The 22,879-nt window shown below is 39.1% G+C and carries 23 protein-coding genes and 1 rRNA gene; 15 read left to right on the top strand and 9 right to left on the bottom strand.

What is annotated here, in order from left to right; genetic code table 11:
- The first annotated feature begins 6 nt into the window (after positions 1-6).
- From rrf to NXS00_RS23510, 7 genes are all read left to right on the top strand, one after another.
- A 5S ribosomal RNA gene (gene rrf / locus NXS00_RS23480) occupies positions 7-118 on the top strand.
- Positions 119-300: 182 nt separating this feature from the next.
- Complete coding sequence (locus NXS00_RS23485) at positions 301-2,253, top strand: BatA domain-containing protein (RefSeq protein ID WP_258101732.1); 1,953 nt, start codon at positions 301-303, stop codon at positions 2,251-2,253.
- Positions 2,250-3,506: a dihydroorotase gene (locus tag NXS00_RS23490; RefSeq protein ID WP_258101733.1), complete on the top strand. Its 1,257-nt coding sequence runs from the start codon at positions 2,250-2,252 to the stop codon at positions 3,504-3,506. The genes NXS00_RS23485 and NXS00_RS23490 overlap by 4 nt, the downstream gene beginning before the upstream one ends.
- Complete coding sequence (locus NXS00_RS23495; RefSeq protein WP_258101734.1) at positions 3,503-4,015, top strand: DUF4199 domain-containing protein; 513 nt, start codon at positions 3,503-3,505, stop codon at positions 4,013-4,015. The genes NXS00_RS23490 and NXS00_RS23495 overlap by 4 nt, the downstream gene beginning before the upstream one ends.
- 7 nt (positions 4,016-4,022) lie before the next feature.
- Positions 4,023-4,544, top strand: a complete 522-nt coding sequence (locus tag NXS00_RS23500) for a DUF4199 domain-containing protein (protein ID WP_258101735.1) — start codon at positions 4,023-4,025, stop codon at positions 4,542-4,544.
- Positions 4,545-4,553: 9 nt separating this feature from the next.
- Positions 4,554-5,528, top strand: coding sequence for a glycosyltransferase family 2 protein (locus NXS00_RS23505; protein ID WP_258101736.1), 975 nt, complete (start codon positions 4,554-4,556; stop codon positions 5,526-5,528).
- A complete protein-coding gene (locus tag NXS00_RS23510; protein WP_258101737.1) occupies positions 5,521-6,516 on the top strand; it encodes a glycosyltransferase family 2 protein in 996 nt (331 codons plus the stop codon). Before NXS00_RS23505 ends, NXS00_RS23510 begins: the two co-directional genes overlap by 8 nt.
- Positions 6,517-6,522: 6 nt before the next feature.
- On the opposite strand, the gene NXS00_RS23515 is transcribed toward NXS00_RS23510, so the two are convergent.
- Positions 6,523-7,287 (bottom strand): class I SAM-dependent methyltransferase, encoded by a 765-nt coding sequence (locus NXS00_RS23515; protein WP_258101738.1) that lies wholly within the window; start codon positions 7,285-7,287, stop codon positions 6,523-6,525.
- Between the two features lie 108 nt (positions 7,288-7,395).
- Here NXS00_RS23515 and NXS00_RS23520 point away from each other — a divergent pair, with 108 nt between their 5' ends.
- Positions 7,396-7,797 (top strand): hypothetical protein, encoded by a 402-nt coding sequence (locus NXS00_RS23520; RefSeq protein WP_258101739.1) that lies wholly within the window; start codon positions 7,396-7,398, stop codon positions 7,795-7,797.
- Complete coding sequence (locus NXS00_RS23525; protein WP_258101740.1) at positions 7,797-8,387, top strand: acyl-CoA thioesterase; 591 nt, start codon at positions 7,797-7,799, stop codon at positions 8,385-8,387. Before NXS00_RS23520 ends, NXS00_RS23525 begins: the two co-directional genes overlap by 1 nt.
- On the opposite strand, the gene NXS00_RS23530 is transcribed toward NXS00_RS23525, so the two are convergent.
- The 3 genes from NXS00_RS23530 to NXS00_RS23540 are packed head-to-tail and all read right to left on the bottom strand — an operon-like array spanning position 8,384 to position 10,568.
- Complete coding sequence (locus tag NXS00_RS23530) at positions 8,384-9,559, bottom strand: J domain-containing protein (protein ID WP_258101741.1); 1,176 nt, start codon at positions 9,557-9,559, stop codon at positions 8,384-8,386. The two genes, NXS00_RS23525 and NXS00_RS23530, sit on opposite strands and share 4 nt — an antisense overlap.
- Positions 9,560-9,605: 46 nt before the next feature.
- Positions 9,606-9,980 carry a fluoride efflux transporter CrcB gene (crcB, locus tag NXS00_RS23535; RefSeq protein ID WP_258101742.1) on the bottom strand — a complete coding sequence of 125 codons (375 nt, stop codon included), beginning with the start codon at positions 9,978-9,980 and terminating at the stop codon, positions 9,606-9,608.
- The gene (locus tag NXS00_RS23540) at positions 9,981-10,568 is read right to left on the bottom strand and encodes an acyl carrier protein phosphodiesterase (protein WP_258101743.1); all 588 of its coding nucleotides are present in this window, start codon (positions 10,566-10,568) and stop codon (positions 9,981-9,983) included.
- Between the two features lie 123 nt (positions 10,569-10,691).
- Between NXS00_RS23540 and NXS00_RS23545 the strand changes: the two genes are divergently transcribed.
- The 5 genes from NXS00_RS23545 (at position 10,692) to NXS00_RS23565 (ending at position 14,530) form a co-directional block, all read left to right on the top strand.
- Positions 10,692-11,087, top strand: coding sequence for a TerB family tellurite resistance protein (locus NXS00_RS23545; RefSeq protein ID WP_258101744.1), 396 nt, complete (start codon positions 10,692-10,694; stop codon positions 11,085-11,087).
- Position 11,088: 1 nt separating this feature from the next.
- Complete coding sequence (locus NXS00_RS23550) at positions 11,089-12,990, top strand: AAA domain-containing protein (RefSeq protein ID WP_258101745.1); 1,902 nt, start codon at positions 11,089-11,091, stop codon at positions 12,988-12,990.
- 131 nt (positions 12,991-13,121) lie between these two features.
- Positions 13,122-13,520, top strand: coding sequence for a YybH family protein (locus NXS00_RS23555; RefSeq protein WP_258101746.1), 399 nt, complete (start codon positions 13,122-13,124; stop codon positions 13,518-13,520).
- 79 nt (positions 13,521-13,599) lie between these two features.
- Positions 13,600-14,097, top strand: a complete 498-nt coding sequence (locus NXS00_RS23560; RefSeq protein WP_258101747.1) for a vacuolar protein sorting-associated family 26 protein — start codon at positions 13,600-13,602, stop codon at positions 14,095-14,097.
- Between the two features lies 1 nt (position 14,098).
- Entirely contained in the window at positions 14,099-14,530 is a 432-nt protein-coding gene (locus NXS00_RS23565) for a sporulation protein (protein WP_258101748.1), read from the top strand.
- 84 nt (positions 14,531-14,614) lie between these two features.
- On the opposite strand, the gene NXS00_RS23570 is transcribed toward NXS00_RS23565, so the two are convergent.
- Positions 14,615-18,376 carry a GEVED domain-containing protein gene (locus tag NXS00_RS23570; RefSeq protein ID WP_258101749.1) on the bottom strand — a complete coding sequence of 1,254 codons (3,762 nt, stop codon included), beginning with the start codon at positions 18,374-18,376 and terminating at the stop codon, positions 14,615-14,617.
- 672 nt (positions 18,377-19,048) lie between these two features.
- Entirely contained in the window at positions 19,049-19,990 is a 942-nt protein-coding gene (locus NXS00_RS23575) for a hydrogen peroxide-inducible genes activator (protein ID WP_258101750.1), read from the bottom strand.
- A 115-nt stretch (positions 19,991-20,105) separates the two neighbouring features.
- On the opposite strand from NXS00_RS23575, the gene NXS00_RS23580 reads away from it, so the two are divergent.
- Positions 20,106-20,582 carry an ankyrin repeat domain-containing protein gene (locus tag NXS00_RS23580; RefSeq protein WP_258101751.1) on the top strand — a complete coding sequence of 159 codons (477 nt, stop codon included), beginning with the start codon at positions 20,106-20,108 and terminating at the stop codon, positions 20,580-20,582.
- A gap of 21 nt (positions 20,583-20,603) precedes the next feature.
- On the opposite strand, the gene NXS00_RS23585 is transcribed toward NXS00_RS23580, so the two are convergent.
- From NXS00_RS23585 to pxpA, 3 genes are read right to left on the bottom strand one after another with little or no spacing between them, the layout of a single operon-like run.
- Positions 20,604-21,464: a 5-oxoprolinase subunit C family protein gene (locus tag NXS00_RS23585; RefSeq protein WP_258101752.1), complete on the bottom strand. Its 861-nt coding sequence runs from the start codon at positions 21,462-21,464 to the stop codon at positions 20,604-20,606.
- Positions 21,461-22,168 carry a 5-oxoprolinase subunit PxpB gene (gene pxpB / locus NXS00_RS23590; protein WP_258101753.1) on the bottom strand — a complete coding sequence of 236 codons (708 nt, stop codon included), beginning with the start codon at positions 22,166-22,168 and terminating at the stop codon, positions 21,461-21,463. The genes NXS00_RS23585 and pxpB overlap by 4 nt, the downstream gene beginning before the upstream one ends.
- On the bottom strand, positions 22,165-22,872 hold the full coding sequence (gene pxpA, locus NXS00_RS23595) for a 5-oxoprolinase subunit PxpA (RefSeq protein WP_258101754.1): 708 nt from the start codon (positions 22,870-22,872) through the stop codon (positions 22,165-22,167). The genes pxpB and pxpA overlap by 4 nt, the downstream gene beginning before the upstream one ends.
- Positions 22,873-22,879 lie beyond the last annotated feature (7 nt).

A 22,879-nucleotide genomic window follows, 5' to 3' on the forward strand; every position in this document is an offset into this window, starting at 1 on the left:
AGACTTTATGGTGATTATTGCGGTGGGGTCCACCTCTTCCCATTCCGAACAGAGAAGTTAAGCCCACCAGCGCCGATGGTACTGCAGTAACATGTGGGAGAGTAGGTCGTCGCCAGCTTATTATAAAGGGTAGTTCTTTTTAGAACTACCCTTTTTTTGTTTATATACTTTTTAGAGGCTGTACTGTTCTATATAAAATAGTTCATGGTGAAGCTCAAGTCTGTCTTCTATTATCACATACAAATCATTTAGAATACGTTCTTTCAATATACCTTTGATTGAATCGGAAATAATAGCTAGATGACTTTTCTAAACCCACAGGCATTTTGGGGATTATGTTTATTAATCATTCCTCTGATAGTTCATTTATTTAGTTTTAGAAGATATAAGAAGGTACTTTTTTCAAACCTTGCATTTCTTTCAGAAATAAAAGAGCAAAAACAATCCTCTTCTACTGTCAAGAAGTTCCTTGTTCTAATAAGTCGACTCTTGTTTCTGTTTTTTTTAATTGTAGCATTTGCTCAACCAACGTTGGAAAAGGGAGATGAAATAGCTATTGGTTCTTCTTTGGTCTATTTTGATAATTCTCTTAGTATGCAACAAGTTGATAATACTGGGGAACCGTTATTATTTATTGCGTCTAATAGTTTAGAGACTATTATTGGAGATGAACTGCAGTCCGTGAGGTTGATGAGCAATGATGCGATTATGAATTACACTGGGGTTGAATCTGATATTTCTGAACTACAGCGATTTTCTTCAAGTAGCGTAAATGTAGGAGCAATTATTGATAAGCAGGAATTGTATGGTAGTGATAAAGTATCATTAATTTCTGATTTCCAAAAAAATGGATTCGAGCTTAGTATTATAGAACAGGATACTAGTAGCAGCTTTGAATTATATCAATTAATCCCGGGTAAACAGAGCAATGTTTTTATTGATAGTGTATGGCTAAGTATTGGAGGTAGTCAGGCTGAAACTCAAAAGTTATTGATTGAACTGGGCAATTCAGGAGGAATGGAAATTTCTGATGGTCTAGTTCAATTGAAGCGAGGGGATAGACAAATAGCTAGTCAAACATTTAACCTAGTAGCTGAAGGACGGACACGTATAGAAATGTCTTTGGAAACGGGTGATCGTATATATGGTGCTTACACACTGGAACTTGCAGATGCTCCTGTTGTCTTTGATAATAAATTTCATTTTAATATTATTAAACCAAGCCAAGCTAACGTGGTTTTAGTGGAGGAAGGAAAGTCTCAAACAGGAGATTTTGTAGCGAAGCTTTATAGTAATCGTGATTATTTCAATTTTACACGAGAATATATCAGTGCTACTTCGTTGAGTAGGTTGTCGAATGTTGATCTACTGATTCTTTCTGAGTTATCTGTGTTGCCGGAATGGTTACTTAGTCAGATTGGGTTAATAAAGGGTAAGGTCCTGGTTATTCCTTCTGGCCATTCCGAAGTTGATTCATATCAGAAGTTATTGTCAGTTGGAATTTCTTTAAATGAAAATGAACGATTGCAACCCTTAAATGCGAAGAGTTTAGAACATCCTTTTTTAGCAGGAGCTTTCACAAGAGATTTATCTAATCGAGCAAGTCTTCCACAGTTTCGGACGATATTTAATTTGACGGGATATTTTGAAAAATTACTTGAAACGAATGAAGGTTTACCTGTACTTAGCCATTTTGGAAATACTTCGATGTACTTGTTGAACACACCTTTGTCTGATGATTATACCAATTTTCAGAAACATGCCTTATTCATACCTATTATGTATCGGCTGGCTCAAAAGAACATACAAGATCCATTGTTTCATCGATTGGATGAAGAGTATGTGCAAATTGGAGTGGACAGTATTGTTAATAATGGAATTTTGAAATTAAGTTCAGTAGACAATTCATTCATTCCCTCATATAGGTTTAGTACTCAAGGTTTGACATTAGAAATTCCTGAAGAAATGAATGAGCCAGGAATTTATTATCTCACAAATGATAGTGACACTTTGGGAGTATTTGCTTTTAACTACTCATTAAGTGAATCAGATATTCATACACATTCACCTGAAGAGTTGTCAAGATTAGCTAATGAGAATGCACATATTTCATATTATCCAATTAATACGAATGCTTTATCTTCAGCCTCGTTTAATATGAATAAGGAGTCTGAATCCTTATGGAAATATGCATTACTTTTGGCCCTGTCATTCATTCTTATTGAATCAATTCTTTTGAGATTTCTTAAATGAAGATTTTACTTAAAGGCTCCAAAATATTTGATAAATACTCATCATTTCATCAGCAAGAGGTTGATGTACTCATTGAAAATGGTGAGATCACTGAAATAGCTAAAAACATATCTTCGAAATATGATCATTCATTCGAAGGATGTATCGTTACCTCTGGTTTGTTTGATTTGAATGCTCATTTCACTGAACCAGGTTCAGAACACCGCGAGGATTTGTATTCAGGAACCAAGTCAGCAAGTTTTAGTGGTTTTACTGATGTATGTGTTATTCCAAACACTGAACCGGTTATTGAATCCAAAAGTGATGTAAAATTCATCAAAAGAGGATCAGCCAACGGTGTTGAATTGCATTCTATTGGAGCTATAAGTGAGGGGTGCAAAGGTGAAAACTTAACTGAGATTCTGGATTTGCAGAATGCTGGTGCAGTTGCATTTTCAGATGGATTGAATACCATATACAATACTGAGCTTTTATTAAAGGCTCTACAATATGTTCAGAAGTTTGAGGGGTTGATAATTAATCACCCTAAGGATATCCACTTGTCTCAGTTTGCGCAGATGCATGAGGGGAAAGTGAGTACTATATTGGGTATGAATGGTGAACCTTCAATATCTGAAGAAATTGCGATTAAAAGAGATTTGGATATACTTTCTTATGCTGGAGGGAGGCTTCACTTTAGTCAAATATCTACAGCAAAAGGAGTGGAATTGATCAAGAAGGCTAAGAAAGATGGATTAGATGTGACATGTGATGTATCTATTCATCAATTGATCTACACTGATTCAGATTTGATGGATTATGATACCAATTATAAGGTTGATCCTCCATTTAGATCAGAGAAAGATAGAAAAGCACTGCTCAAAGGATTGGAAACAGGAGTGATAGACGCGATTGTTTCAGCACATAATCCTCAAGATCCAGAAAGTAAGGATTTGGAATTTGATCTTTCAACAGCTGGTATATGTTCACTTCCTTCATTTATGAGCGATCTTTTGAGTCTTTCAGCCTCACTTGATCTGGAGGTTCTTTTCGATAAGGTGACAAATGGACCAAGAGGTGTCTTAAAATTTGATCCAGTAAAAATCGAAAAAGGAGCCAAAGCTAGACTCGCCATAATATCTCTGGATAAAGAGTGGGTATTTGATGCATCGATTAATCCATCTCGATCTATCAACTCACCGCAATTCAACAAAATAATGAAAGGAAAGTGTCTTGCTGTTATTAATGGCGAAGAACTAATCATTAATTCATGATTTTTAAGTCTACATTAAAATTTGCACTTCTAGCAGGAGTCTTTATGATAGTGATCTATCATTTATCTTTCTGGCTAGGGGTTAATCCACAAATAGATCTTGGGCATTTGTTCGTTGACCTTGTGTTAATCGGGTTATTCGTATTCTTTGCGGAGAAAGATTATAAGACCTATAAGAATGGAGGTATACTTCATTTTTGGCAAGGGATGACTATTGGTTTCATTGTCTACGCTCTAGGCTCTGCTATTTTCTTGTCAGGGCAAATATTTTATTACAATTTTGATGCGGATGCTGTAATAAATTACCAATCTGCTGCGACTAAGTTCCTTGAAGAACGATCGGAGATTTTTATCGATAAGTTTGGTGAAGACATGTATCAACTTCAATTGGAGGAGATAAAGCATGTCACCAAATGGGATTTGATTCAAGAATCGACGGTTAAAAAAATCATAGCCGGATTCTTCATAACACCGGTTATATCGATAATTTTAAGGAAACAACCTAACTAATTGTACAATGAAAAATGCAGTAAAATCAGGAATTTATGTAGGAGTATTTGGGATCATCATTAACCTAATCGTTTATGTAATTGATCCAACTCTGTTTATCAAATGGTGGTTTGGTATTGGTTTACTAGTGATCAATCTTGGATTGGTTATCTATTTTGGGTTACAATATCGAAAAGAAGAGGAAGGCTATCTTACGTTTAAAGAAGGGTTTTTACATGGATTTGTTTTGCTTTTAATTTCAGGCTTTATTGGGATATTATTCAGTGCTCTACTGTATAATGTCATTGACCCTGAGTTACCGGAGATTCTAACGGATGCTACTATTGAGCAAACAAGGACAATGTTGGAGAATTTCGGAACACCAAGTGATGCAATGGATGAGGCTCTTGAAAAAGTAAGAGAGGATGCTCCTAATAGCTATACTTTTGGAGGCCTTTTAAAGGGCTATGGTATCTTGATCATTTTTTACCTAATCATTTCACTTATCACTGGCGCTATCGTAAAGAAAAGCGAACCTGACTTTGAATAATCAACACCTGTGACACAAAAAGCACTTGACCTTAGTATTGTAGTACCAGTATATAACGAGGAAGAATCACTTCCTGAGTTGTTTGAATGGATTTGTAGAGTCGTTGACGAACATTCAATAACAACTGAAGTGCTCTTTGTGGACGATGGAAGCAGTGATGCTTCCTGGAGTGTAATCATGAATTTAAGAAAATCGGATTCTCGTGCTAAGGGAATCCGATTTAATCGTAATTATGGAAAGTCAGCAGCTTTGCAGACTGGATTCCAAGCGTGCAATGGTGAAGTGGTCATTACCATGGATGCCGACCTACAAGATAGCCCAGACGAGATACCTGGTTTGATCAAAATGATCAAAGAAGATGGCTATCAACTCGTGTCTGGATGGAAAAGAGAAAGACATGATCCATTAGGCAAAACTATTCCCTCCAAATTTTTTAACGGGGTAACCAGAATGGTATCTGGAATTAAACTTCATGACTTCAATTGTGGCCTCAAGGCCTATCATAGAGATGTGGTGAAGAATATAGAAGTATATGGCGAAATGCATCGCTATATTCCATTGATAGCGAAGTGGAGTGGTTTTTATAAAATCGGAGAGAAGGTAGTACAACACAGAGAACGCAAGTTTGGGACTACTAAATTTGGACTAGAACGTTTTGTGCATGGCTTTCTAGATTTGATTTCCGTGAGTTTTGTGACTCGATTCAGAAAGAATCCTATGCACTTTTTCGGAACTCTTGGGACCCTTTCTTTTTTATTCGGAATAGTGGTGACAGGTTTTTTAATTGGTGATAAATTATACTCATTGTCACATCATTTGCCAGTAAGAGATGTAGTTGATCAGCCCTTATTTTTTATTGCTCTGGTTGCTATTATTTTGGGTACGCAACTGTTCCTTGCTGGCTTCCTAGCAGAAATGATCATACAGGTTAATCCTAAAAAGAATGATTACCTAATTTCAGAAAATCTTGGCATCGATGCCTAAGTACTCTATTGTAATTCCTGTATACAATCGACCAGACGAAGTAGATGAACTTCTAGAGACTCTAACTTCTCAAACTTTCAAGGATTTTGAGGTCGTGATAGTTGAAGATGGCTCGACAGTTGATTGTAAAGATGTCATATCCAAATATGCCTCAAGGCTTGACATACAGTATTTCGTCAAAGAGAATGGTGGTCAAGGGTTTGCAAGGAATTATGGTTATGAACGGGCTATTGGCGAATACTTCATTGTATTTGATTCTGATTGCTTGATTCCGCCACATTATTTAGCGAGCGTTGATGCGTTTTTAATACAGAATAATGTGGATGCCTACGGAGGCCCAGATGCTGCACATGAATCATTCACTGTAACCCAAAAGGCTATCAACCACGTAATGACTTCTTTTTTCACTACTGGAGGAATAAGAGGGAATAAAAAACATATTGGGACGTATCATCCTCGAAGTTTTAATATGGGGATTAGTAGAGCAGTTTGGGAACAAACGAAAGGGTATATCATCCCATTTATGGGAGAGGACATGGAGTTTAGCACTCGTATACTCAAAGAAGGCTTCAAAACAGCTCTTATTCCAGATGCATTCGTTTATCACAAAAGACGAACAAGTCTGACCAAGTTTTACAAACAGCTAAAATACTTTGGTAGAGCTCGAATCAATTTATCCAGATTTCACAAAGGGCAGGTTGGTGTTGTTCACCTATTCCCAACCGTTTTTAGCCTTGGATTGATTTTAAGTTTATTATTGTCAGCAGCTCAACTTCTACTAGGCTATTTTGGTGCAATGTGTTATCTGGCATATTTTACATTAATATTCCTGGAAGCTCTACTTAAAACCAAATCCATCAAGGTTGGAGTGCTTTCTCCTTTGGTTGCGTTCTTGCAATTGTTTGGGTACGGATATGGCCTTATCTATGAGTGGTTTAGAAAACTCAGAGGAATAAACCCGAATACTAAATACATCGAGCTTTATTAAGCTTACTTATTTCTCTACTCTGTAAATGATCTCGTCTTGAGGAAGGGCATATCGTTTTACTTCTTCCTTCGGCAACTCCATTACCATTTTTTCTTCTACCACCTTAAAGCCTGCACTTGCCAGTCTTTTTGCATAATCTTTACCGTACATACGTACATGATCATCTTGTCCAAAGACTTTTTCTCTTTCAGTAGGAGATGTGATTGATTTGTCCTCGAATGTTTCATCCTCAAGTGGATAAAAGAAGGGAACCTGAAGAATTGCCCATCCACCTGGTTTCAACACGCGACGCATTTCTTGCATAGCCTTGATGTCACTATCTACGTGCTCTAAAACGTGGTTACAGAAGATTACATCAAATGTATTTTCCTCAAATGGAATCTCATGAATATCCATTTTCACTTTTGCTAAAGGAGATTCAATATCACCCGTGATATAATCTAGATTATCCAATTTTTCGAAACGATCGATGAAGCATAGCTCGGGAGCTATGTGAAGCATTTTTCTTTCTTTGGTGAAGAAGTCAGTTCTATCTCTTAGGTATAACCAAATTAAACGGTGTCTTTCTAGTGCTAAACAGCTTGGGCAAAGTGCGTTTTCACGTGATTGACGACCGTATGGAAGGAACTTTCTGAAGGTAGAATCACATACCGGGCATTGTACATTATTGCCTTTGTAAAACAGTGCTGCAACGCGTAAACCATAGTGGCTTACAAGCTGAAGATATTTTCTTGGTACTCTTCTAAGTAGAAAGCTAATTAGTTGCTTCATTTGGTTGATTCTCAGTTCTTAATCAATAAGCTGCCAAAGATAGGTAAGATCACTATATTTATGGTTCAAACAGGTAAGGTGCGATATATGTACATGCGATTATATGTAATGATATTCACCATTTTTTTGATGGGTACGGTTGCATATGCTCAGAAGTCTAAGAAAGATGACTGGAAAAAGCATACGCCTACGGAAAATATAAAGCCCGGTTATGAGGCCAATAGGGCAAAAAACCGACCAAAAAGAAAAGTGATTGAATATATCTATGTCAAGGATTCGAAGGGTATTTTATTTGGAAACCCTTGTGCAGTGGAGGTGACCAGAAAAATGGGATTCGAATACGTTCCTCAACCGCTTGGCGTGCCTGGAGGGATGACCATTTCTGAAATAGAGAATCACAACATGTTGGTGAAACTCAAACTGTTTTTTACCAAAGGGCCATTTTGGAAATTGGTAGCCAAGAAACGAATAAAAGAATGCGCTGAAAATAGCGGCGATTTTGTAGGATAATGGAAGCTTTACCAGTCAAATTTTCTCAGACTACTTTAACCGAACTGATGATTCCCAGTTATGCGAACTTCGGTGGTAAAATTCATGGAGGCATTCTATTGTCTTTGATGGATAAGGTAGCTTATGCCTGTGCTAGCAAACATGCTGGCGCTTATTGTGTAACTGTTTCGGTAGATGAAGTGGATTTTCTACAACCTGTAGAAGTAGGCGAACTTGTTCATTTGAAGGCTTCGGTAAACTATGTGGGAAATACATCTCTGGTGGTTGGAATTCAAGTGACTGCTGAGAATGTGAAAAATCATACAATCAAACACACGAATACCAGCTACTTCACCATGGTGGCAAAAGATGACGATGAGAAATTAACTCAAGTTCCTCCGTTGATTCTTGAAGATATGGATCAGATCAGAAGGTTTATCGAGGCGATCAAGCGTAAGAATTTAAAATCTGAGTCTCGTAAAGCTATGAAGCAAGTGAAGTCTAACTTCATTTTAGTGGAAGATTTTCCGTTGTTAAAAGATCAGCGTTGTGAAACTCGACTTTCAAAAGAAGGTGGGGATTGGGATAACTTATTCGCTGAGAATAATTAGTTACACTTAAAACTAAAATCCCCAAGATAGCCAAGGTCACGAGCTGTTCTTAGTGTTCTACAAGCTCTACGGTGATTGCCGATTTGTTCAAATCCTTCAGCTGCAGTTACATAATTTTCCGCGCTTTGTGGCCAAATATTCAAATTCCATTTTGTTGCTTTGATAGCGCGTTCAGGATTTCCAGACTCTAAATATGCTCGAGCCATTCCAGTATATAAGAAGTAATGTTCTTTGGGGATAACACTGGCTGTTAATACCAGTGGATATGCGTTACCATACATGCTTTTATAAAGCTTGATGGCATGCTCATTCGCTTTTTCATAATAAACCAACGCTTCGGTTGGGTTTTGAAGATTGATATGATAGATCAGAGCAAGTGACATGTATGAGTTCAAGAGGTTGAAATTGGACACCAATAACTCATTGTATTGAGCAATAGCTTCTTCAATTTTACCTGTATTCTTATAGGAGTCAGCTAAATGTTCTTGTAAAACGTAAGTGGTTCTGGGGCCATAGTTTTGGATCAGTTCGAAATAATAAATAGCATCTTCGTACTGTGCTTTTTTATAGCTTCTTTCTGCTTTATCCAGAAACTCAACATAAACGCGTTCCTTGAATTCTTTCATGTCTTTCTCCTTATCGGTAAAGACACCCAAGTCATTGAGCGAAGTAAGAGCTGCTTTTACCTTTCCTACTTCATAGTTCTTTTGTACTTGTTCAAATACTGACCTTCTTAAAGCTAAACGCTCCTCGAGCTTTTTCTCATCAAAATACTTCTTGATGCTGATTCCAGACATTACAATCACTGCCATGATAAAAGTAAATCCGAAAGCGTAGGCTGTTGCAATCCAGTTTTCTCTCCAATTAATTCTTGGGTCAACGTAAGGTCTTCTGGGTCTGTGCGAGTGTGGATGATGGTACTGGGGAGGTGGAGGAGTGTATGATGTGTAGCTCGTACTCCCGAACTGTCTGGCTAAATCATACCTTGCTTTTTCATATGGATTGGATAACACTTGATAGGCCTCATTAATCTCTTTGAATCGCTCTTCCATTTCTGAATGACCTCCGTGCTTGTCCGGGTGAAATTGTACAGCTAATTTTTTGAATGCTGCCTTGATTTCAGCCTGTGAAGCTTGTTCAGATATACCGAGTGTTTGATAATGATCGGCCATAAAACAGTGTTATAGCTTATTAACGCAACCTATATACGATATTGTTTCATCCGAAGATTTTATCAGACAGCCAAAACCCTGCTATGCATAAGGAAATTCCTCCTATGAGGCTGATGCCAACATAAGAAATAAAAGGAATGTATTCTCCGGCTTGAAGTAGTTTAACACCATCAAGTGAAAAAGTGGAAAAGGTGGTAAATCCACCACAAAACCCGGTAATCAGCATGAATTGAGTAATAGGAGATCCGGATTTGACAAATAAACCGCTTAAGAGACCTATTAGTAAGCTTCCTGCTAAATTGACTGAAAGCGTAGCGTATGGGTAGGTGCCAGTGAGTTGCTGAGCTAGAAATACTCCAGTTAAATACCTGGATACACTTCCCAATGCACCACCAATTGCCACGAACAAAACTTCCTTCATTTATTTAAACGTATTTAGCTTCTGCTGGCAATGTGCAATGAGTTCTGGAAAAAAACTAATGAAATCAGTTTTATAGGCCTCGTAATCTTTAACCAAATAATCACTCGCCTGCTCCATTTTGGATTCAAAGGGTGTTCGTCTGGACATTCCAGTCAACGCTCGATCTATTCCCTCAATGAATTGGTAGTTATAGAGCCAATTATCTCGAGACATGTAGGATAACATGTGCCATGCTTTTGGAGGAATCAGTTTTTTATTCTTTTTCAATACATCATAAGCCCAATTGGTATACTCCGCTAATGGCTCTTTGTGGTAATCAGACCAAAGTGATGACAAGAAGTGATCATAAAAAACGTCTGAAATTACAGGGGCATAATGATGAAACGTGGGTCGAAGTTTCTTTTTTGTTTCAGTTACAATAGGGTGAGTATCTGTGTAGTGATCGATTTCTCGATGGAGCGAAATACCATTTTGAATTTCCAGGGGGTATTCTTCCATCGCTTTTCCTTTCACAAAGTCACCGATGAAATTTCCTATTAGAATGGACTCATTTTCGAATGAGAGGTATATGTGTGCTAAGAAATTCATCTAATGGGAGTTTTCCACATAGGAACAAAAATTTTGTTCATCCTGTATTTTACATTAAGTTTAAAAATTAATTCACAAGAACTCCGATAAACCGTCTTTCCTATCGCAGCACGAGCAACAAATATGGCAAGAACTCAACTCAACTTACTAGTGCAACTAGCTAAAGTTGATGGAGTGGTAGTGCAAGATGAAATTGATTTGATCAAAAATGTCGGTGAAACATTAGGCATGTCACAAGATGAAGTGAGTGCCTGTTTTGAAGATCCAAACCTGGTTGAGGATTTGGATAACCTCACGGATGACGAGAAATATGAGTTCATCTACAATGCAGTTCAATTGATGAAAATTGATGGACGGTTATATAAAGAAGAGATTCAGTTTTGTGCACGAATAGCCAGTAAGATCGGTTATGAAGAAGAAGTGCTAATTGAATTAATGCTAAAAATCTATAGCGATCCCGATATTTCCGCAGACAAGGAATCGCTGAAAACCACCATTCAGAAGTATTTGAAAAAGTAGAATGGATCATTCCGAACACTTTCTGCACCTTCTTCAATTGCTCAAGAAGGAGCGTGTAGAAGATCGTAAGCAATACGAAAATAAGATTAGAAATAGATCTCTTGAAGATCGTAAAAGAGAAGGAGTAACCTGGTATCCAGTAGTTGTAGATAGGTCCTATCTAGGAACTGGTGAGAAATGGGTACTTCAACTTGAACGAACTTCACAAACAGAAAATAGACACTTCTTTCAAGCGGGTTCATCGGCAAGTCTTTTTTTGAATGATGAAAAAAGAAAGCTGAGCGCATCAGGAATCATAAGCCGTGTGAATGAGAAGTATATGACGCTTGTTCTCAATAGTGATGATGCTCCAGACTGGATTGATGAAGGTAAACTTGGCGTGGACTTACTTTTTGATGAGAGCACCTACGACGAAATGGAACGCACAATGATTTCCATGGCATCAGTTAGAGAGGGTCGACTAAAGGAACTAACGAAGATATTATTGGGGGAAACAGAACCTAGGTTTGCTTCTCTCATTGATTTTCGTCACCCGGGATTAAATGATAGTCAGAATAAGGCCCTATCACTTATTGATGCATCGAAAGATGTTGGCTTGGTGCATGGTCCTCCAGGAACAGGTAAAACCACAACGCTAGTAGAGGCAATAAAAGATACTGTTTCGAAAGAGAAGCAAGTACTAGTGGCCGCAGCGAGTAATGCAGCTGTTGATTTGCTAGCTGAAAAACTGACACAACAAGGCTTAAGAGTATTAAGAATTGGGCACCCTGCCAGAGTAACTGAGGAGGTAGTTTCTTGTACCTTGGACGCTAGACTTAGTGAACATAATGATGCTAAAATGCTCAAGGAGCTTCGTAAGAAAGCTGAGGAATTTCGAAATCTGGGGAGAAAGTACAAACGCAACTTTGGTAAGGCGGAGCGTCAACAGCGGAAAATGCTCCTGGATGAAGCGCGAAGCCTGAAAGATGAAGCCCATATGCTCGAAGATCATATGATCTATGATGAGCTGAACAAGGCACAGGTGATTGCATGTACGCTAGTAGGGACTAATAGTAACTACATCAAGGGAAGAACCTTCAAGACTTTATTTATTGATGAAGCGTCCCAAGCATTGGAGCCTGCAGCATGGATACCGATCATGAAGAGTGAGCGCATCATCATGGCAGGAGATCATTGGCAGTTGCCTCCGACAGTAAAGTCATTAGAAGCAGCAAAAGAAGGATTATCTCAAACCATTTTTCGACGAGTCATAGAACAGTGGAGTGCTGATGTGATGCTGGAAGTTCAGTATCGAATGCATGATGACATTATGCAGTTTTCTAATGAACATTTTTATGAAGGCAAGCTGAGAAGTGGGGATATCATTCTTCAACGTCGAGCATTGTTTGATCAAGCCGTTCGATTCATAGATACTGCTGGATGTGGATTTGATGAAAAACTCAATCAGGAAACATTGTCTACCTACAATGTAGAAGAGGCTCGATTTGTATTGAGTCGTCTTCAGGAAATTGTGGAAGATGTGATGTCAAGAGAAGATCGAATTCCTACAATTGGAATAATTGCTCCCTACAAAGCTCAAGCAGAGATACTTCGTAAGTATTTAGAGGATTTTGGTCTTGATCAGGAGGTCTTGAAACGCATTACAATTAATTCGGTAGATTCTTTTCAGGGACAAGAGCGTGATATCATGTTGATTTCTCTTGTGCGATCTAATCCAAATGCAGAGATAGGTTTCCTGGCAGATGAACGTAGAATGAATGTGGCCATGACCAGAGCAAGACACTTGCTTGTGATGGTTGGTGATTCTGCTACATTGAGTAGTAATTCATTTTTTGATCAACTCATTCAGAACTTCCAAAGTAGAAACTTATACCAAAGTGCATTTGAGTATCTTTATTCTTAGTTGGTAATCAAATCATTTTGATTAACCTCTACCCTAAAGGGGTCAAATTGATTTTCTTCGTCTTTTTTTTAGTTAGATCAGGAAATAAAATGCGAAGTGAATAAAGAAGTAGTGGTCAAGAAAAAGTGTTTATGAAAAGTTTATTGGTCCTTATTGTTTTAGCTCCATTCTTTGCTTTTGGGCAAGAGGATGCCATTCGAGAAGTCCTAAAGGATCAGGTTGATTGTTGGAATTCAGGAGATTTGGAATGTTACATGGATGGGTACTGGAAATCTGATCAACTGATGTTTGTAGGAAAGAAAGGAGTAACCTACGGCTGGGAATCTACATTGGCCATGTATAAGAGTTCTTATCCTTCTAAAGAGAAAATGGGGAAGCTGGATCTAACGGTGAAGGAAATTTATCCGCTTTCTGATGATTACTGGTTTGTAATTGGTCAATGGAACCTGCAGCGTAAAGATGATGCTCCAAATGGTCATTTTAGTCTTTTTGTTTCGAATGATAGATGGAGAATGGAAAGTAGTAGTTGATCATTCATCTTGAAAATACCATCCGTCACGGATGGTATATCTTAGCTAAACGCTTCAATTTTATAAATAAAAGTCAATCATGGGGATTTTTTCCAAGATTAAAAATTACATAACTGGCGGAGCTGCGGAAGTTGCAGTAGTATTTGAAAATGATCTGGTCCGTCCGGAAGATAAGCTTCGTCTATTTGTAACAGCTTCAGCTAAGGATGACTGTAAAATCAAAAAAGTCTATCTCCATATAAAATGTGAAGAGACTTACAAGAAAAGGGAGACCACAACGACAACTGATAGTAATGGTAATACTACTACCACGTCCCGAGATGTAACCAAATATTATAGCCACTTCACAAAAGAATTAGTATTAGCAGAAGATATTCTGTTGAGAAAAGATTCGGAAGAGAAGTGGTTGGCTGAATTTGAAATTCCTGTAGACGCTTTACCGTCTTTCAAAGGTAAAGACTGCCATATGACCTGGAAGGTTTTTGCGGGACTAGACATGCCTGGCAATGATCCAGACAGTGGTTGGGTTAGTTTTTATGTACAGAAAAAGGTTGATTATACTGTAGAACAAATGTGAGATGGGATTATTTAAGAATGTAGCAAATTTTGTGACGGGCGGAGCGGCAGAAGTTCAATTGGAGCTAATCAATCCGGTTTTGGATAATGAGTATTCAATGCATGTTGTGATACGTGTGAAACCAACAGGCGATACCATTCATGCCAAGCGCTTATATCTGGAAGTACAAGTGGTGGAAGAATCATCCACCAAAAATGTATTGTTTCGACAAGAACATATCCTATCGGAGGATCTTCAGATAAATCAGGGAGATGAGAAGGAGTGGTCTTTTACTGTAGAGCTACCTGCTGAGGTGCCTCCTACTTACCTTGCCAAGTATTTTTCTGTAAAGTGGGGCATAAAAGCTTCTTTGGATATGCCCGGAGTTGACCCCAATAGTGGTTGGCAACCATTTGTGCTAAATAAAGAAGTTGGAGTGAGTGAGCTGATGTAACTCCAAATGCTTTTATCGATTATTGAATATAAAAAAAGCCATGTCAATTTCTTGACACGGCTTTCGGGTTAGGTTACTATAATCTTATTGCTTTACAAACTTTCTGTAGACAGACTTGCCGCCAGAAGCTATTTCAATCATATACACTCCAGTGCTGAGACTTGAGACATCCACTTTATGGTTGTTTACTTCACCAGCTTTGATGACTTGTCCACTAAGGTTTGTGATGGAGTAGCTCATCTTTTCTCTTGAAGTAGCAATATTTAATGTATTGCCAACTACAGGGTTTGGATAGATTTCGAAACTTACTGGCTCACCAACGGATTGCGTCGTGATGTAGTACGAAGTAGAAGTCGCACCTCCAACACAGAATGAAGTAGTTTCACTAGAGCCAAATGCTCCACCAGAAGCGAGCGTAGAACTTCCATCTGTTAAACTATATGATCCATTTCCATACGAGCAGCAGATTCCGTCACCATATGCATCATTGATTACAAAATTGTAGCAGCCAGTAGCGAGTGAAATAACTTCAGTTATTGTAGACCCATCAGGCTGAGATCCATATGTTCCTCCTGATGCTAAAACAGTGGAGCCATCGAGTATTTGCCAGCTAGTTTCCTCAGGATAATTGTCCAATACGATAGTCAGCGTTACATCAGTATCTCCACCACCTGTAGAGCCTGCAGTGATTTGCAAATCATCTATAGCCATATCAGATGTGTAGCTGGATCCTGTCGTTCCTACAAAACGAAGCTTGACATCATCTCCAAGGTATGAAGCTAAATCGATATTTGCTGTGAACCATGAGTTGCCCTGGTTCCCTGATAGCGACCAAAGTGTTGTCCAGTTAGTGCCGTCAGTGGTAGCCTGAACAGCTAATGACCCCATATTTGAACCATACATGTGGTATCTGAATGAGAAGTTAGCTGCCGTTTCTCCTGCAAGGTTAAAACAAGGGCTTTCTAAAATAGCCGTTGCGTTACTTCCTATTTGTCCTGTTCCACTTGTAGATGCTTCTAGATACAAGTAGTATGATCCTTCTGATGCTGAACTTGGACCTGTGCTGGATGAAGGGGTGCCATTGGCATCACGTAACCAGTTTCCATCATCACCAGTAGCTTGCGTCCAACCAACACTTGATTCAAAACCTTCTGAATAAGGTAGTGTCTCAGTAGAAGAGCAGCTCATTCCTGCACTTGGTGTGGTAACGCTAAGGGCAGAACTTTGTGCAGAAGTGTTTCCTGCTGCATCACTTGCAGTAACCGTGAAAGAATATGTTGTTCCTGCAGTCAGTCCTGTGATGTTTGCAGAAGTTCCTGTTACTGATCCAAGGTTTGACCCACCTTGATAGACATCATACCCTGTTACTCCCACGTTATCTGAAGAAGCAGTCCAGCTTAATGTTAAAGTGGTTTGAGTAACATTTGATGCAGAAAGCCCTGTTGGTACTGATGGTGCTTGAGTATCACCTGCAGTGCCAGTAATATTTACCGTGTAGTCTTCTACCTCTCCATAATTGAAAGATTCACATGGCGATGGGATAGTATTGTATCTCATAGAAACACGCATTCTTGTAGGGCCATCAGCAGCCGAAGAAGGAACTGTGAATGTGCCACTAATTGGCGTTGCTTGTGTTGCTGAGCGAGTATATACTTGTTCGCCGGCATCTGAAAAATCACCATCCTTGTTATAGTCTATCCATACACTGTAACCTTCGTTGTAGGTAGTGCCTGTCCAGGTAGGAGTTATAGTGATCGTTGCAGAGGCATTTTTAGCAAGGTTAGTTGATATGGAAGTGAAGTCACCATAACCACCACTTGATGCTCCAGTGCTATTGTCTATAGATCCAAGCTGCACTCTACTGATGTATTCATCATTTGTATTTTGCCCATTAGAAGCACAGTAGCTTAGTTGTACTTCTGTTGTTGTAAATGTAATGGAGCTTGTATAAGAAGAGGTTGATCCGTCAGTACATTTACTACGAACCTGAGCTTCATATTGTGTTTGTGGTGATAGGCCTGTTAGTACAAGAGACGCTCCGCCAGAAGTAGTTGTAGTCCATGTTGTAGTACCAGATACTCGATAACGTACATCGTAAGATGCGCTTGTTACTGCTCCCCAAGATAAAGTAGCTGTAGTAGAGCCAACACTAGATGCTGCTAGCCCGGTAGGAGTGGACGCAGTACATGGTTGTGCATTTCCAAGACCGGTAACAATCAATGTGTAATCCTGGCTGCCACTAGACAAAGATCCTTTGTGAGTAACAGTGATCGTGTAAGATCCAGATGCGCCAGCAACATTAATTCTTTCGTAAGGGTCTACTACGTTATCGCCAGTGTTGTTAGAGTTTACACCAGTAAGTCTGTATGGAGAATAAGTAGTTCCTCCTTTTGTAACACGGATGTCAAGATCATTTACTAAAACTGGAGTCGTCAGGTTTGTGGTGCCTGAATTGGCAGTACCTGCCGGGTCAGTCCATGAAATAGATGCTACCAATGGACTAGACCCATCAGAATCAACATTGATTGTGTAAGACTGGCCTTGAGAAAGTGTTAACTCTGATACCATTGAAGATCCACCATTGGCAGTGATTACTTCTGCAGCTGCTTTTGCATTTAATAAGCCCCAACCATAAATGGCATCAGGACCAGATATACCAGCATCATCTGCGGTATGTAGTGCTACACCTTTTAGTGTAGCTGCTCTCATGTAGCTGCCGTTGATGTTGTTATAGTGTTGTTGTAATAATAACAAGGTTCCTGTTACGTTAGGGGATGCCATAGATGTTCCTGTGATGGAGTTATATGCTACGTCACTATTGTCATAGGTTGAATAGACCCCTGTTCCATTTCCAGTAATATCTGGCTTGATTCTCAAGTCATCAGTAGGACCTTCACTACTGCTGCTATTGATCGTTACTGAATTGAAGCTGCCGTCGTTATTGACGTTGGCATCATTTCCGTTGGCTACTACCATGTTGTTTTTGGAAGTAGAATGACCGGTTAGTTTGTCATAAGAGGAGGCTCCGTTTAGCGGCGATCCATTAGAGCTATTGTCATTTCCATCATTACCAGCCGCTACTACCATCAGGTAATAGGGTGAGTTGTACATTAGATTATCCCAATCTCGAGACTCATCGATGTAAGCTCCAAAATACCAGTCAGGAACCAGATCTGCACGATAACCATATGAGTGGTTCGAAAGGAGCATTCCGGATGCTGCCTCACTGGTAGCTTCAGATAGGTCATTGTTCCAGTCGTGAGTTAATGCTTGAGCTCTTGGAGCCATACCTTTTGCTTGTGCCTGTACTCCTGAAGCTACAATAGTACCGGTAACATGCTGAGCATGGAAGCTATTTCCATTTAGGCCGGTTACGCCATCATTGATTGTTACACGGTTGTTGCCACCCGGACCATCAAATTCCTGATGAGTAACGCGTGTAGGACCTCCATCCCAGACATGAGCAGTCATATTTTGTCCATCAAGGCTCAAGCCTAATGACCCGCCAATGTTTAGGTGGTTTGCTCTTGTAGATCTGGAAGCATCTGCATTGTAGACTGTGTAGTAAACAGGTAGACCATCTGGTGAAACTGCAACTAACTGGTCAATAGAGCCGTCTTCTCTAGTTCTGGTTATTTCCCAGCCTTTCTGATTGGCTATTTGTATAGCTTCTAGCCGCTTTTGATCCTGCTTTGTTTGGAACTGATTTTGAAGGCTGTAAAGTTTTGTGAGGTTGTACTTGCTGCTAATGGCTTGTTTTTCCTGCGCTGTTTGAGCGTAAGCCATAGTGATACTTAATGCAAAGGCCATTAACAAGGCCTTTGCAAAATGAGTAGAGTTTTTCATAAAATGGTTTTTGAATTATGGTTAACAACGGTTTAAATACTTTTTGTGCAGTACTTGCTTGTCGAGATTCTATCTCGGGTTAGGTTTTTTCATACGCTTATAGGTTTAGTTGGCCATCTTTAGAAAGAGGCATATCATGATATTTTGGATCCAAAATATCTATGGCGGATTCTCAAATATATGAAATTAGTTTTCGAAGAATCAAGCAATGCAAGTTTCTTTTACTGTCAGAAATGAACTTCGATTAATTCTTTGGTATATTCTTAAAACAGAAAATTTTATTCAACTAAAATATAGATTTACTTACGTCTATTTACGTATGAATGGGGTGATATTGTAGATGAGTGGGGTGATATTGTGGATGAACGGCGAATTAATATAAATGGAATCGAGTCGGTATTTCCATCTTATAAAAGATTGTTTGTTTGTAATTACGGTGATGGCTTTAAAGGAGGTGAGCTTAATAAGGTCTTTCCATATAGGGCTTGAACCAGCACGACTATTGAAAGGATTAGATAGATGGATAATGCTAGAATAATTCCATTCAGTGAATCGAACAGATAGCAGCCTAAGATTGGGAATGCCTGAAGAGCATACATTCCAATAGAGTGCGCTATACGAAGATTACCATTTGATACAATTCAATATAGAAACTGAATAGGAGGAGGTGAATTAGTCCATCTGAATATTTGGATCCACTATCTCGTAATCATTCTTTTTGAGCATATGAGATGGAATATTCTGCTTGATGTACTCTTCCAAAAGCTTAACGTAACGCACTTTATCGTAATTAGGAGTCACTATGATACCAATCTCCCGTGCTTTCGGCTTTCCATGAATGACTTTTAGGTTTTCTTCCTGGTATTCGTTTAGGCTAAGCGTGGTTAATTCTGGAAGTATGGTCATGCCCCCATGTGTATCCACAATTCTGATCAAAGCATCAATGGAGTTACTCTGATAGATGAATTTCTTTCCTTTTCTGATGGATTTGATATCGCAGAAGTCATTTACCTGATCTCTAAAGCAATTCCCTTCATTGAGTAACCAAAGCCTGTCATAGTTGATGTCTTCTAGCTTGATTTCATTTGATCCTTCACCACTTTCAGAAGAGTACATGTAGAAGCGCTCGTAGAACAATGGAATGGATTGTATTCCGTAGACATCTATTGGTGTAGAAATGATCCCTACATCCAGATCTCCGCTTCTCACTCCATTGACAATGACCTCTGTAGTTTGTTCTTTGAATACTAGCTGAAGATTAGGATAGTCTTTTTGAATAGCGTGGCTAAATAATGGAACCAGAAAAGGAGCTAATGTGGCGATTACGCCAATTTCTAATGATCCGCTATAATCCTCGTTTAATTCCTGAGCAAAAGTGGTTAGTTGCTTGGCGTTGTTAACAACTTCTTGCGCTTTGATCAAAAACAAATCACCATCTCTGGTTACCTGAATTGGACTTCCGGATCTGTTGAACAACTTAATGCCAATTTCATCCTCTAGCTTCTGAATCTGAACACTCAGAGCCGGTTGGCTAATTTCCAGCTGTTCTGCTGCTTTTTTAAAGTTTTGATGTTTTTTAAGAACAAGTGCGTATCGCAACTGCGTTAATGTCATAACTACAACCTATCACCCAATAAACTACATAGAAATAAACTATTGCATATTTACGAAGTTATATTGAGAGTATCATAGGACTCTTATCACAAAGTCTTATTTAAATAGAATCTAAATGAATACGGCAACAACTCATGTGAATGAACTGATCAAAAATGATCAGTTGGAAGAATTAAAAGAAGCACTAAAAAATAATCCTGCAGCCGTCAGTCAACCTGATGGAAGAGGTTTTACACCATTAATTATGGCAGCCTATTTTAATAACCTGGCCGCCGTAGAGTTGCTTATTGAAAAAGGTGTGGATGTGAATAAGCAAGACCCGGTTGGGAATACCGCATTGATGGGTACTTGCTTTAAAGGCTATTTAGCCATCGCAGAATTACTCATTCAGCATGGAGCGGATGTTAATTTAAGAAGTGAAAATGGTGCGTCTGCATTGGTGTATGCTGTGAATTTTAATCAACCTGACATTGTAAAGCTACTGTTGCAGTCTGGAGCAGAGACCGATATAAAAGATGGACAAGGGCATTCGTTAGTGGAGCAGGCAAGAATGAAAGGGAATAGTGAATTAGTAGAATTGCTACAGAGCTAAACCCTGTAGCAATTCTTATTACTAGTCGTTTTCTGCGATTTTGAATTGAAGTTTTGTTCGCTCCGTTTTTTGAGCCAGGATGTTAATAGAAAGCTCAGTAAGTTGTAGAACTCTTGGATAACCTCCTGTCACTTGTGCATCACGCATGAGTGCAAGCAACTTTCCCGCAGGAGTTAGTTGAATTGTTCCTGGGATAACTTGTGTAGTTATGATCTCACGAGTATGTCCAGGCATTAATTCATTGACCAATTGATATCCCATTCGATTATTTGGTCCTACAGTCCAGGTCTGCTCAAAGATTGATTTCAATTGCTCTTCCTGAAGGAGGTTGTATTCTGGGCCTGGGAATACTTCCAATGCTTTCTCATTGAAATATTTCTTATCCACTCTAATTGATGCGGAGACTCCATCCAAAAATCGGTTGTTTTTAAGTCCAATTTCTAAACCATCAGTAATCTTACTGTCAGAGGTTATTTGTGGATATTGAGATGTGCTTTTCATGATTTTCTCCACATCCAGTTCACCTGCTACGGCCAAATAGGCTCGAATGCCCAGTTTACATTTTCCAAATTCCAAGGTTTGTCCCTCATGAACAATCAGTCGGGTGTTCAATGGAATTGATTTCTTATCCAGTTTTGGAGAAAGATCAGCACCAACAATGGCAATATTGACATTCGCGTTAAACACAATTGTTGGTCCTACTACCGTTATTTCCACTACAGGAGCATGAGCATCATTTCCTACCAATAGATTGGCTTGGATGGCGCTATTTTGATCCATCGATCCCGAAACAGGTACTCCATATTTTCTATAGCCATATCTACCCATATCCTGGATAGAAGTGTGCAGGCCTGCTTTTTTGAAAATCATTGCCCCGCTCATGCCTTCTGGTATTTATAAGTTCCTGATGTTACTTCTTCTTTGATTTTATCGTACTGTTTTTTAGCAACAGACTTAAATCGTATCTGATCTCCGGGTTTGAAAGGACATGGAGGATCCTGAGTAACATCGAATAATTTGATTGGGCAATTGCCAATCACATGCCAGCCTCCAGGTGAGGTAGTTGGGTAGATACCTGTTTGTTGACCACCAATAGCTACGGATCCAGCTGGAATAGATTTGTCAGGAGTGGCTTTTCTCGGATGACCTAGAGCATCATCCAACCCTCCCAGGTACATGAATCCTGGTAGAAAGCCGTAAAAATGAATGTCGTAAAGAGGGGAAGTATGTTTTTTAATTAGTTGTTTCAATGTAAGGTTTTTCTCTTCACAGAATTTTTTCAAGTCTGGGGCTACTTCCTCATCATAATATACGGGTACTTGCCATTTTTTGGATCGGAGTTTTCTTTTGCTAACAGGTAATTTGAGTAGTTCTATTTCTAGATCCTCGGCATCTATTTGTTGATGGTCATAGGTTATCAAAAGACTTCTATATGCCGCAAAGCATTCTAATATGATCGGACTAAGGTTTTTTTCGATTGCATGTTGCCAGGCGGCAATTTCACGCATGATATCTTCGGAGATTGCTCCGGGCCATTCCATCAATAGATTGCTTTCATCCATTGATTTGATGTGAATGTTTCTCATGATTTTTCGCTCAATAATTTTACAATGGCGACAGCTTCTGGATTGTCACCATGTACACAAAAAGTTTCTGCTTCAAAGTCGAAGGTAATACCATCAATAGAGGTGAGTTTGTGGTATTTGGTAATCTGTTTCACTTGTGAAAGTGCTTCTTTTGGGTTACTGATTACTGAATCGCTGTTGTTGCGAGGAGCTAAAGATCCATCATGTTCATATCTGCGATCTGCAAAACCCTCAAACTTTACTGGAATTCCATCTTCCTGGGCTAACTCAGAAACAACACTTTGCCATGGTGCATATAGGGTAACACCTGGGTATTTTTTCATGACCTGTACTACGGCTCCGGCAGTCCTCAGGTCTGTAATTGCTTGATTGTATAAGGCTCCATGAGGTTTGATGTGGCTCAATCTGGCTCCTATAACCGAACAAACTTTTTCAAGACTGTTAATTTGAGATACAAGACTATCAATTAAAGTATCTGACGCCATGCTCATCGGTTTGCGTCCAAAATTTTCTTGATCAGGGAAAGATGGATGTGCTCCTATTTCAACTTGATATTTTTGTGCGAGTTGGACGGTCTCGCTCATGGAATCTGCATCACCAATGTGACCTCCGCAGGCTATACTGCAAGATTGAATGTACGGCATTAGCAGGTGATCGTTTCCGATTTTTTCACCCATGTCACAGTTGATGAGCCATCTCTTCATATTTAAA

Source organism: Marinoscillum pacificum (assembly GCF_024714495.1).
Taxonomy (GTDB): Bacteria; Bacteroidota; Bacteroidia; order Cytophagales; family Cyclobacteriaceae; genus Marinoscillum; species Marinoscillum pacificum.

What these genes read in the sequence shown, in the direction of transcription:
- NXS00_RS23500 (WP_258101735.1), top strand. Translation starts at nt 4,023, where the DNA reads ATGAAAAATGCAGTAAAATCAGGAATTTATGTAGGAGTATTTGGGATC.
- NXS00_RS23540 (WP_258101743.1), bottom strand. Translation starts at nt 10,568, where the DNA reads ATGAATTTCTTAGCACACATATACCTCTCATTCGAAAATGAGTCCATT.
- NXS00_RS23515 (WP_258101738.1), bottom strand. Translation starts at nt 7,287, where the DNA reads ATGAAGCAACTAATTAGCTTTCTACTTAGAAGAGTACCAAGAAAATAT.
- NXS00_RS23555 (WP_258101746.1), top strand. Translation starts at nt 13,122, where the DNA reads ATGAAAAGTTTATTGGTCCTTATTGTTTTAGCTCCATTCTTTGCTTTT.
- NXS00_RS23570 (WP_258101749.1), bottom strand. Translation starts at nt 18,376, where the DNA reads ATGAAAAACTCTACTCATTTTGCAAAGGCCTTGTTAATGGCCTTTGCA.
- NXS00_RS23520 (WP_258101739.1), top strand. Translation starts at nt 7,396, where the DNA reads ATGATATTCACCATTTTTTTGATGGGTACGGTTGCATATGCTCAGAAG.
- pxpB (WP_258101753.1), bottom strand. Translation starts at nt 22,168, where the DNA reads ATGAGAAACATTCACATCAAATCAATGGATGAAAGCAATCTATTGATG.
- NXS00_RS23525 (WP_258101740.1), top strand. Translation starts at nt 7,797, where the DNA reads ATGGAAGCTTTACCAGTCAAATTTTCTCAGACTACTTTAACCGAACTG.
- NXS00_RS23530 (WP_258101741.1), bottom strand. Translation starts at nt 9,559, where the DNA reads ATGGCCGATCATTATCAAACACTCGGTATATCTGAACAAGCTTCACAG.
- NXS00_RS23575 (WP_258101750.1), bottom strand. Translation starts at nt 19,990, where the DNA reads ATGACATTAACGCAGTTGCGATACGCACTTGTTCTTAAAAAACATCAA.
- NXS00_RS23565 (WP_258101748.1), top strand. Translation starts at nt 14,099, where the DNA reads ATGGGATTATTTAAGAATGTAGCAAATTTTGTGACGGGCGGAGCGGCA.
- NXS00_RS23490 (WP_258101733.1), top strand. Translation starts at nt 2,250, where the DNA reads ATGAAGATTTTACTTAAAGGCTCCAAAATATTTGATAAATACTCATCA.
- NXS00_RS23560 (WP_258101747.1), top strand. Translation starts at nt 13,600, where the DNA reads ATGGGGATTTTTTCCAAGATTAAAAATTACATAACTGGCGGAGCTGCG.
- NXS00_RS23495 (WP_258101734.1), top strand. Translation starts at nt 3,503, where the DNA reads ATGATTTTTAAGTCTACATTAAAATTTGCACTTCTAGCAGGAGTCTTT.
- NXS00_RS23585 (WP_258101752.1), bottom strand. Translation starts at nt 21,464, where the DNA reads ATGAGCGGGGCAATGATTTTCAAAAAAGCAGGCCTGCACACTTCTATC.
- crcB (WP_258101742.1), bottom strand. Translation starts at nt 9,980, where the DNA reads ATGAAGGAAGTTTTGTTCGTGGCAATTGGTGGTGCATTGGGAAGTGTA.
- NXS00_RS23550 (WP_258101745.1), top strand. Translation starts at nt 11,089, where the DNA reads ATGGATCATTCCGAACACTTTCTGCACCTTCTTCAATTGCTCAAGAAG.
- NXS00_RS23485 (WP_258101732.1), top strand. Translation starts at nt 301, where the DNA reads ATGACTTTTCTAAACCCACAGGCATTTTGGGGATTATGTTTATTAATC.
- NXS00_RS23545 (WP_258101744.1), top strand. Translation starts at nt 10,692, where the DNA reads ATGGCAAGAACTCAACTCAACTTACTAGTGCAACTAGCTAAAGTTGAT.
- NXS00_RS23510 (WP_258101737.1), top strand. Translation starts at nt 5,521, where the DNA reads ATGCCTAAGTACTCTATTGTAATTCCTGTATACAATCGACCAGACGAA.
- NXS00_RS23580 (WP_258101751.1), top strand. Translation starts at nt 20,106, where the DNA reads ATGAATACGGCAACAACTCATGTGAATGAACTGATCAAAAATGATCAG.
- pxpA (WP_258101754.1), bottom strand. Translation starts at nt 22,872, where the DNA reads ATGAAGAGATGGCTCATCAACTGTGACATGGGTGAAAAAATCGGAAAC.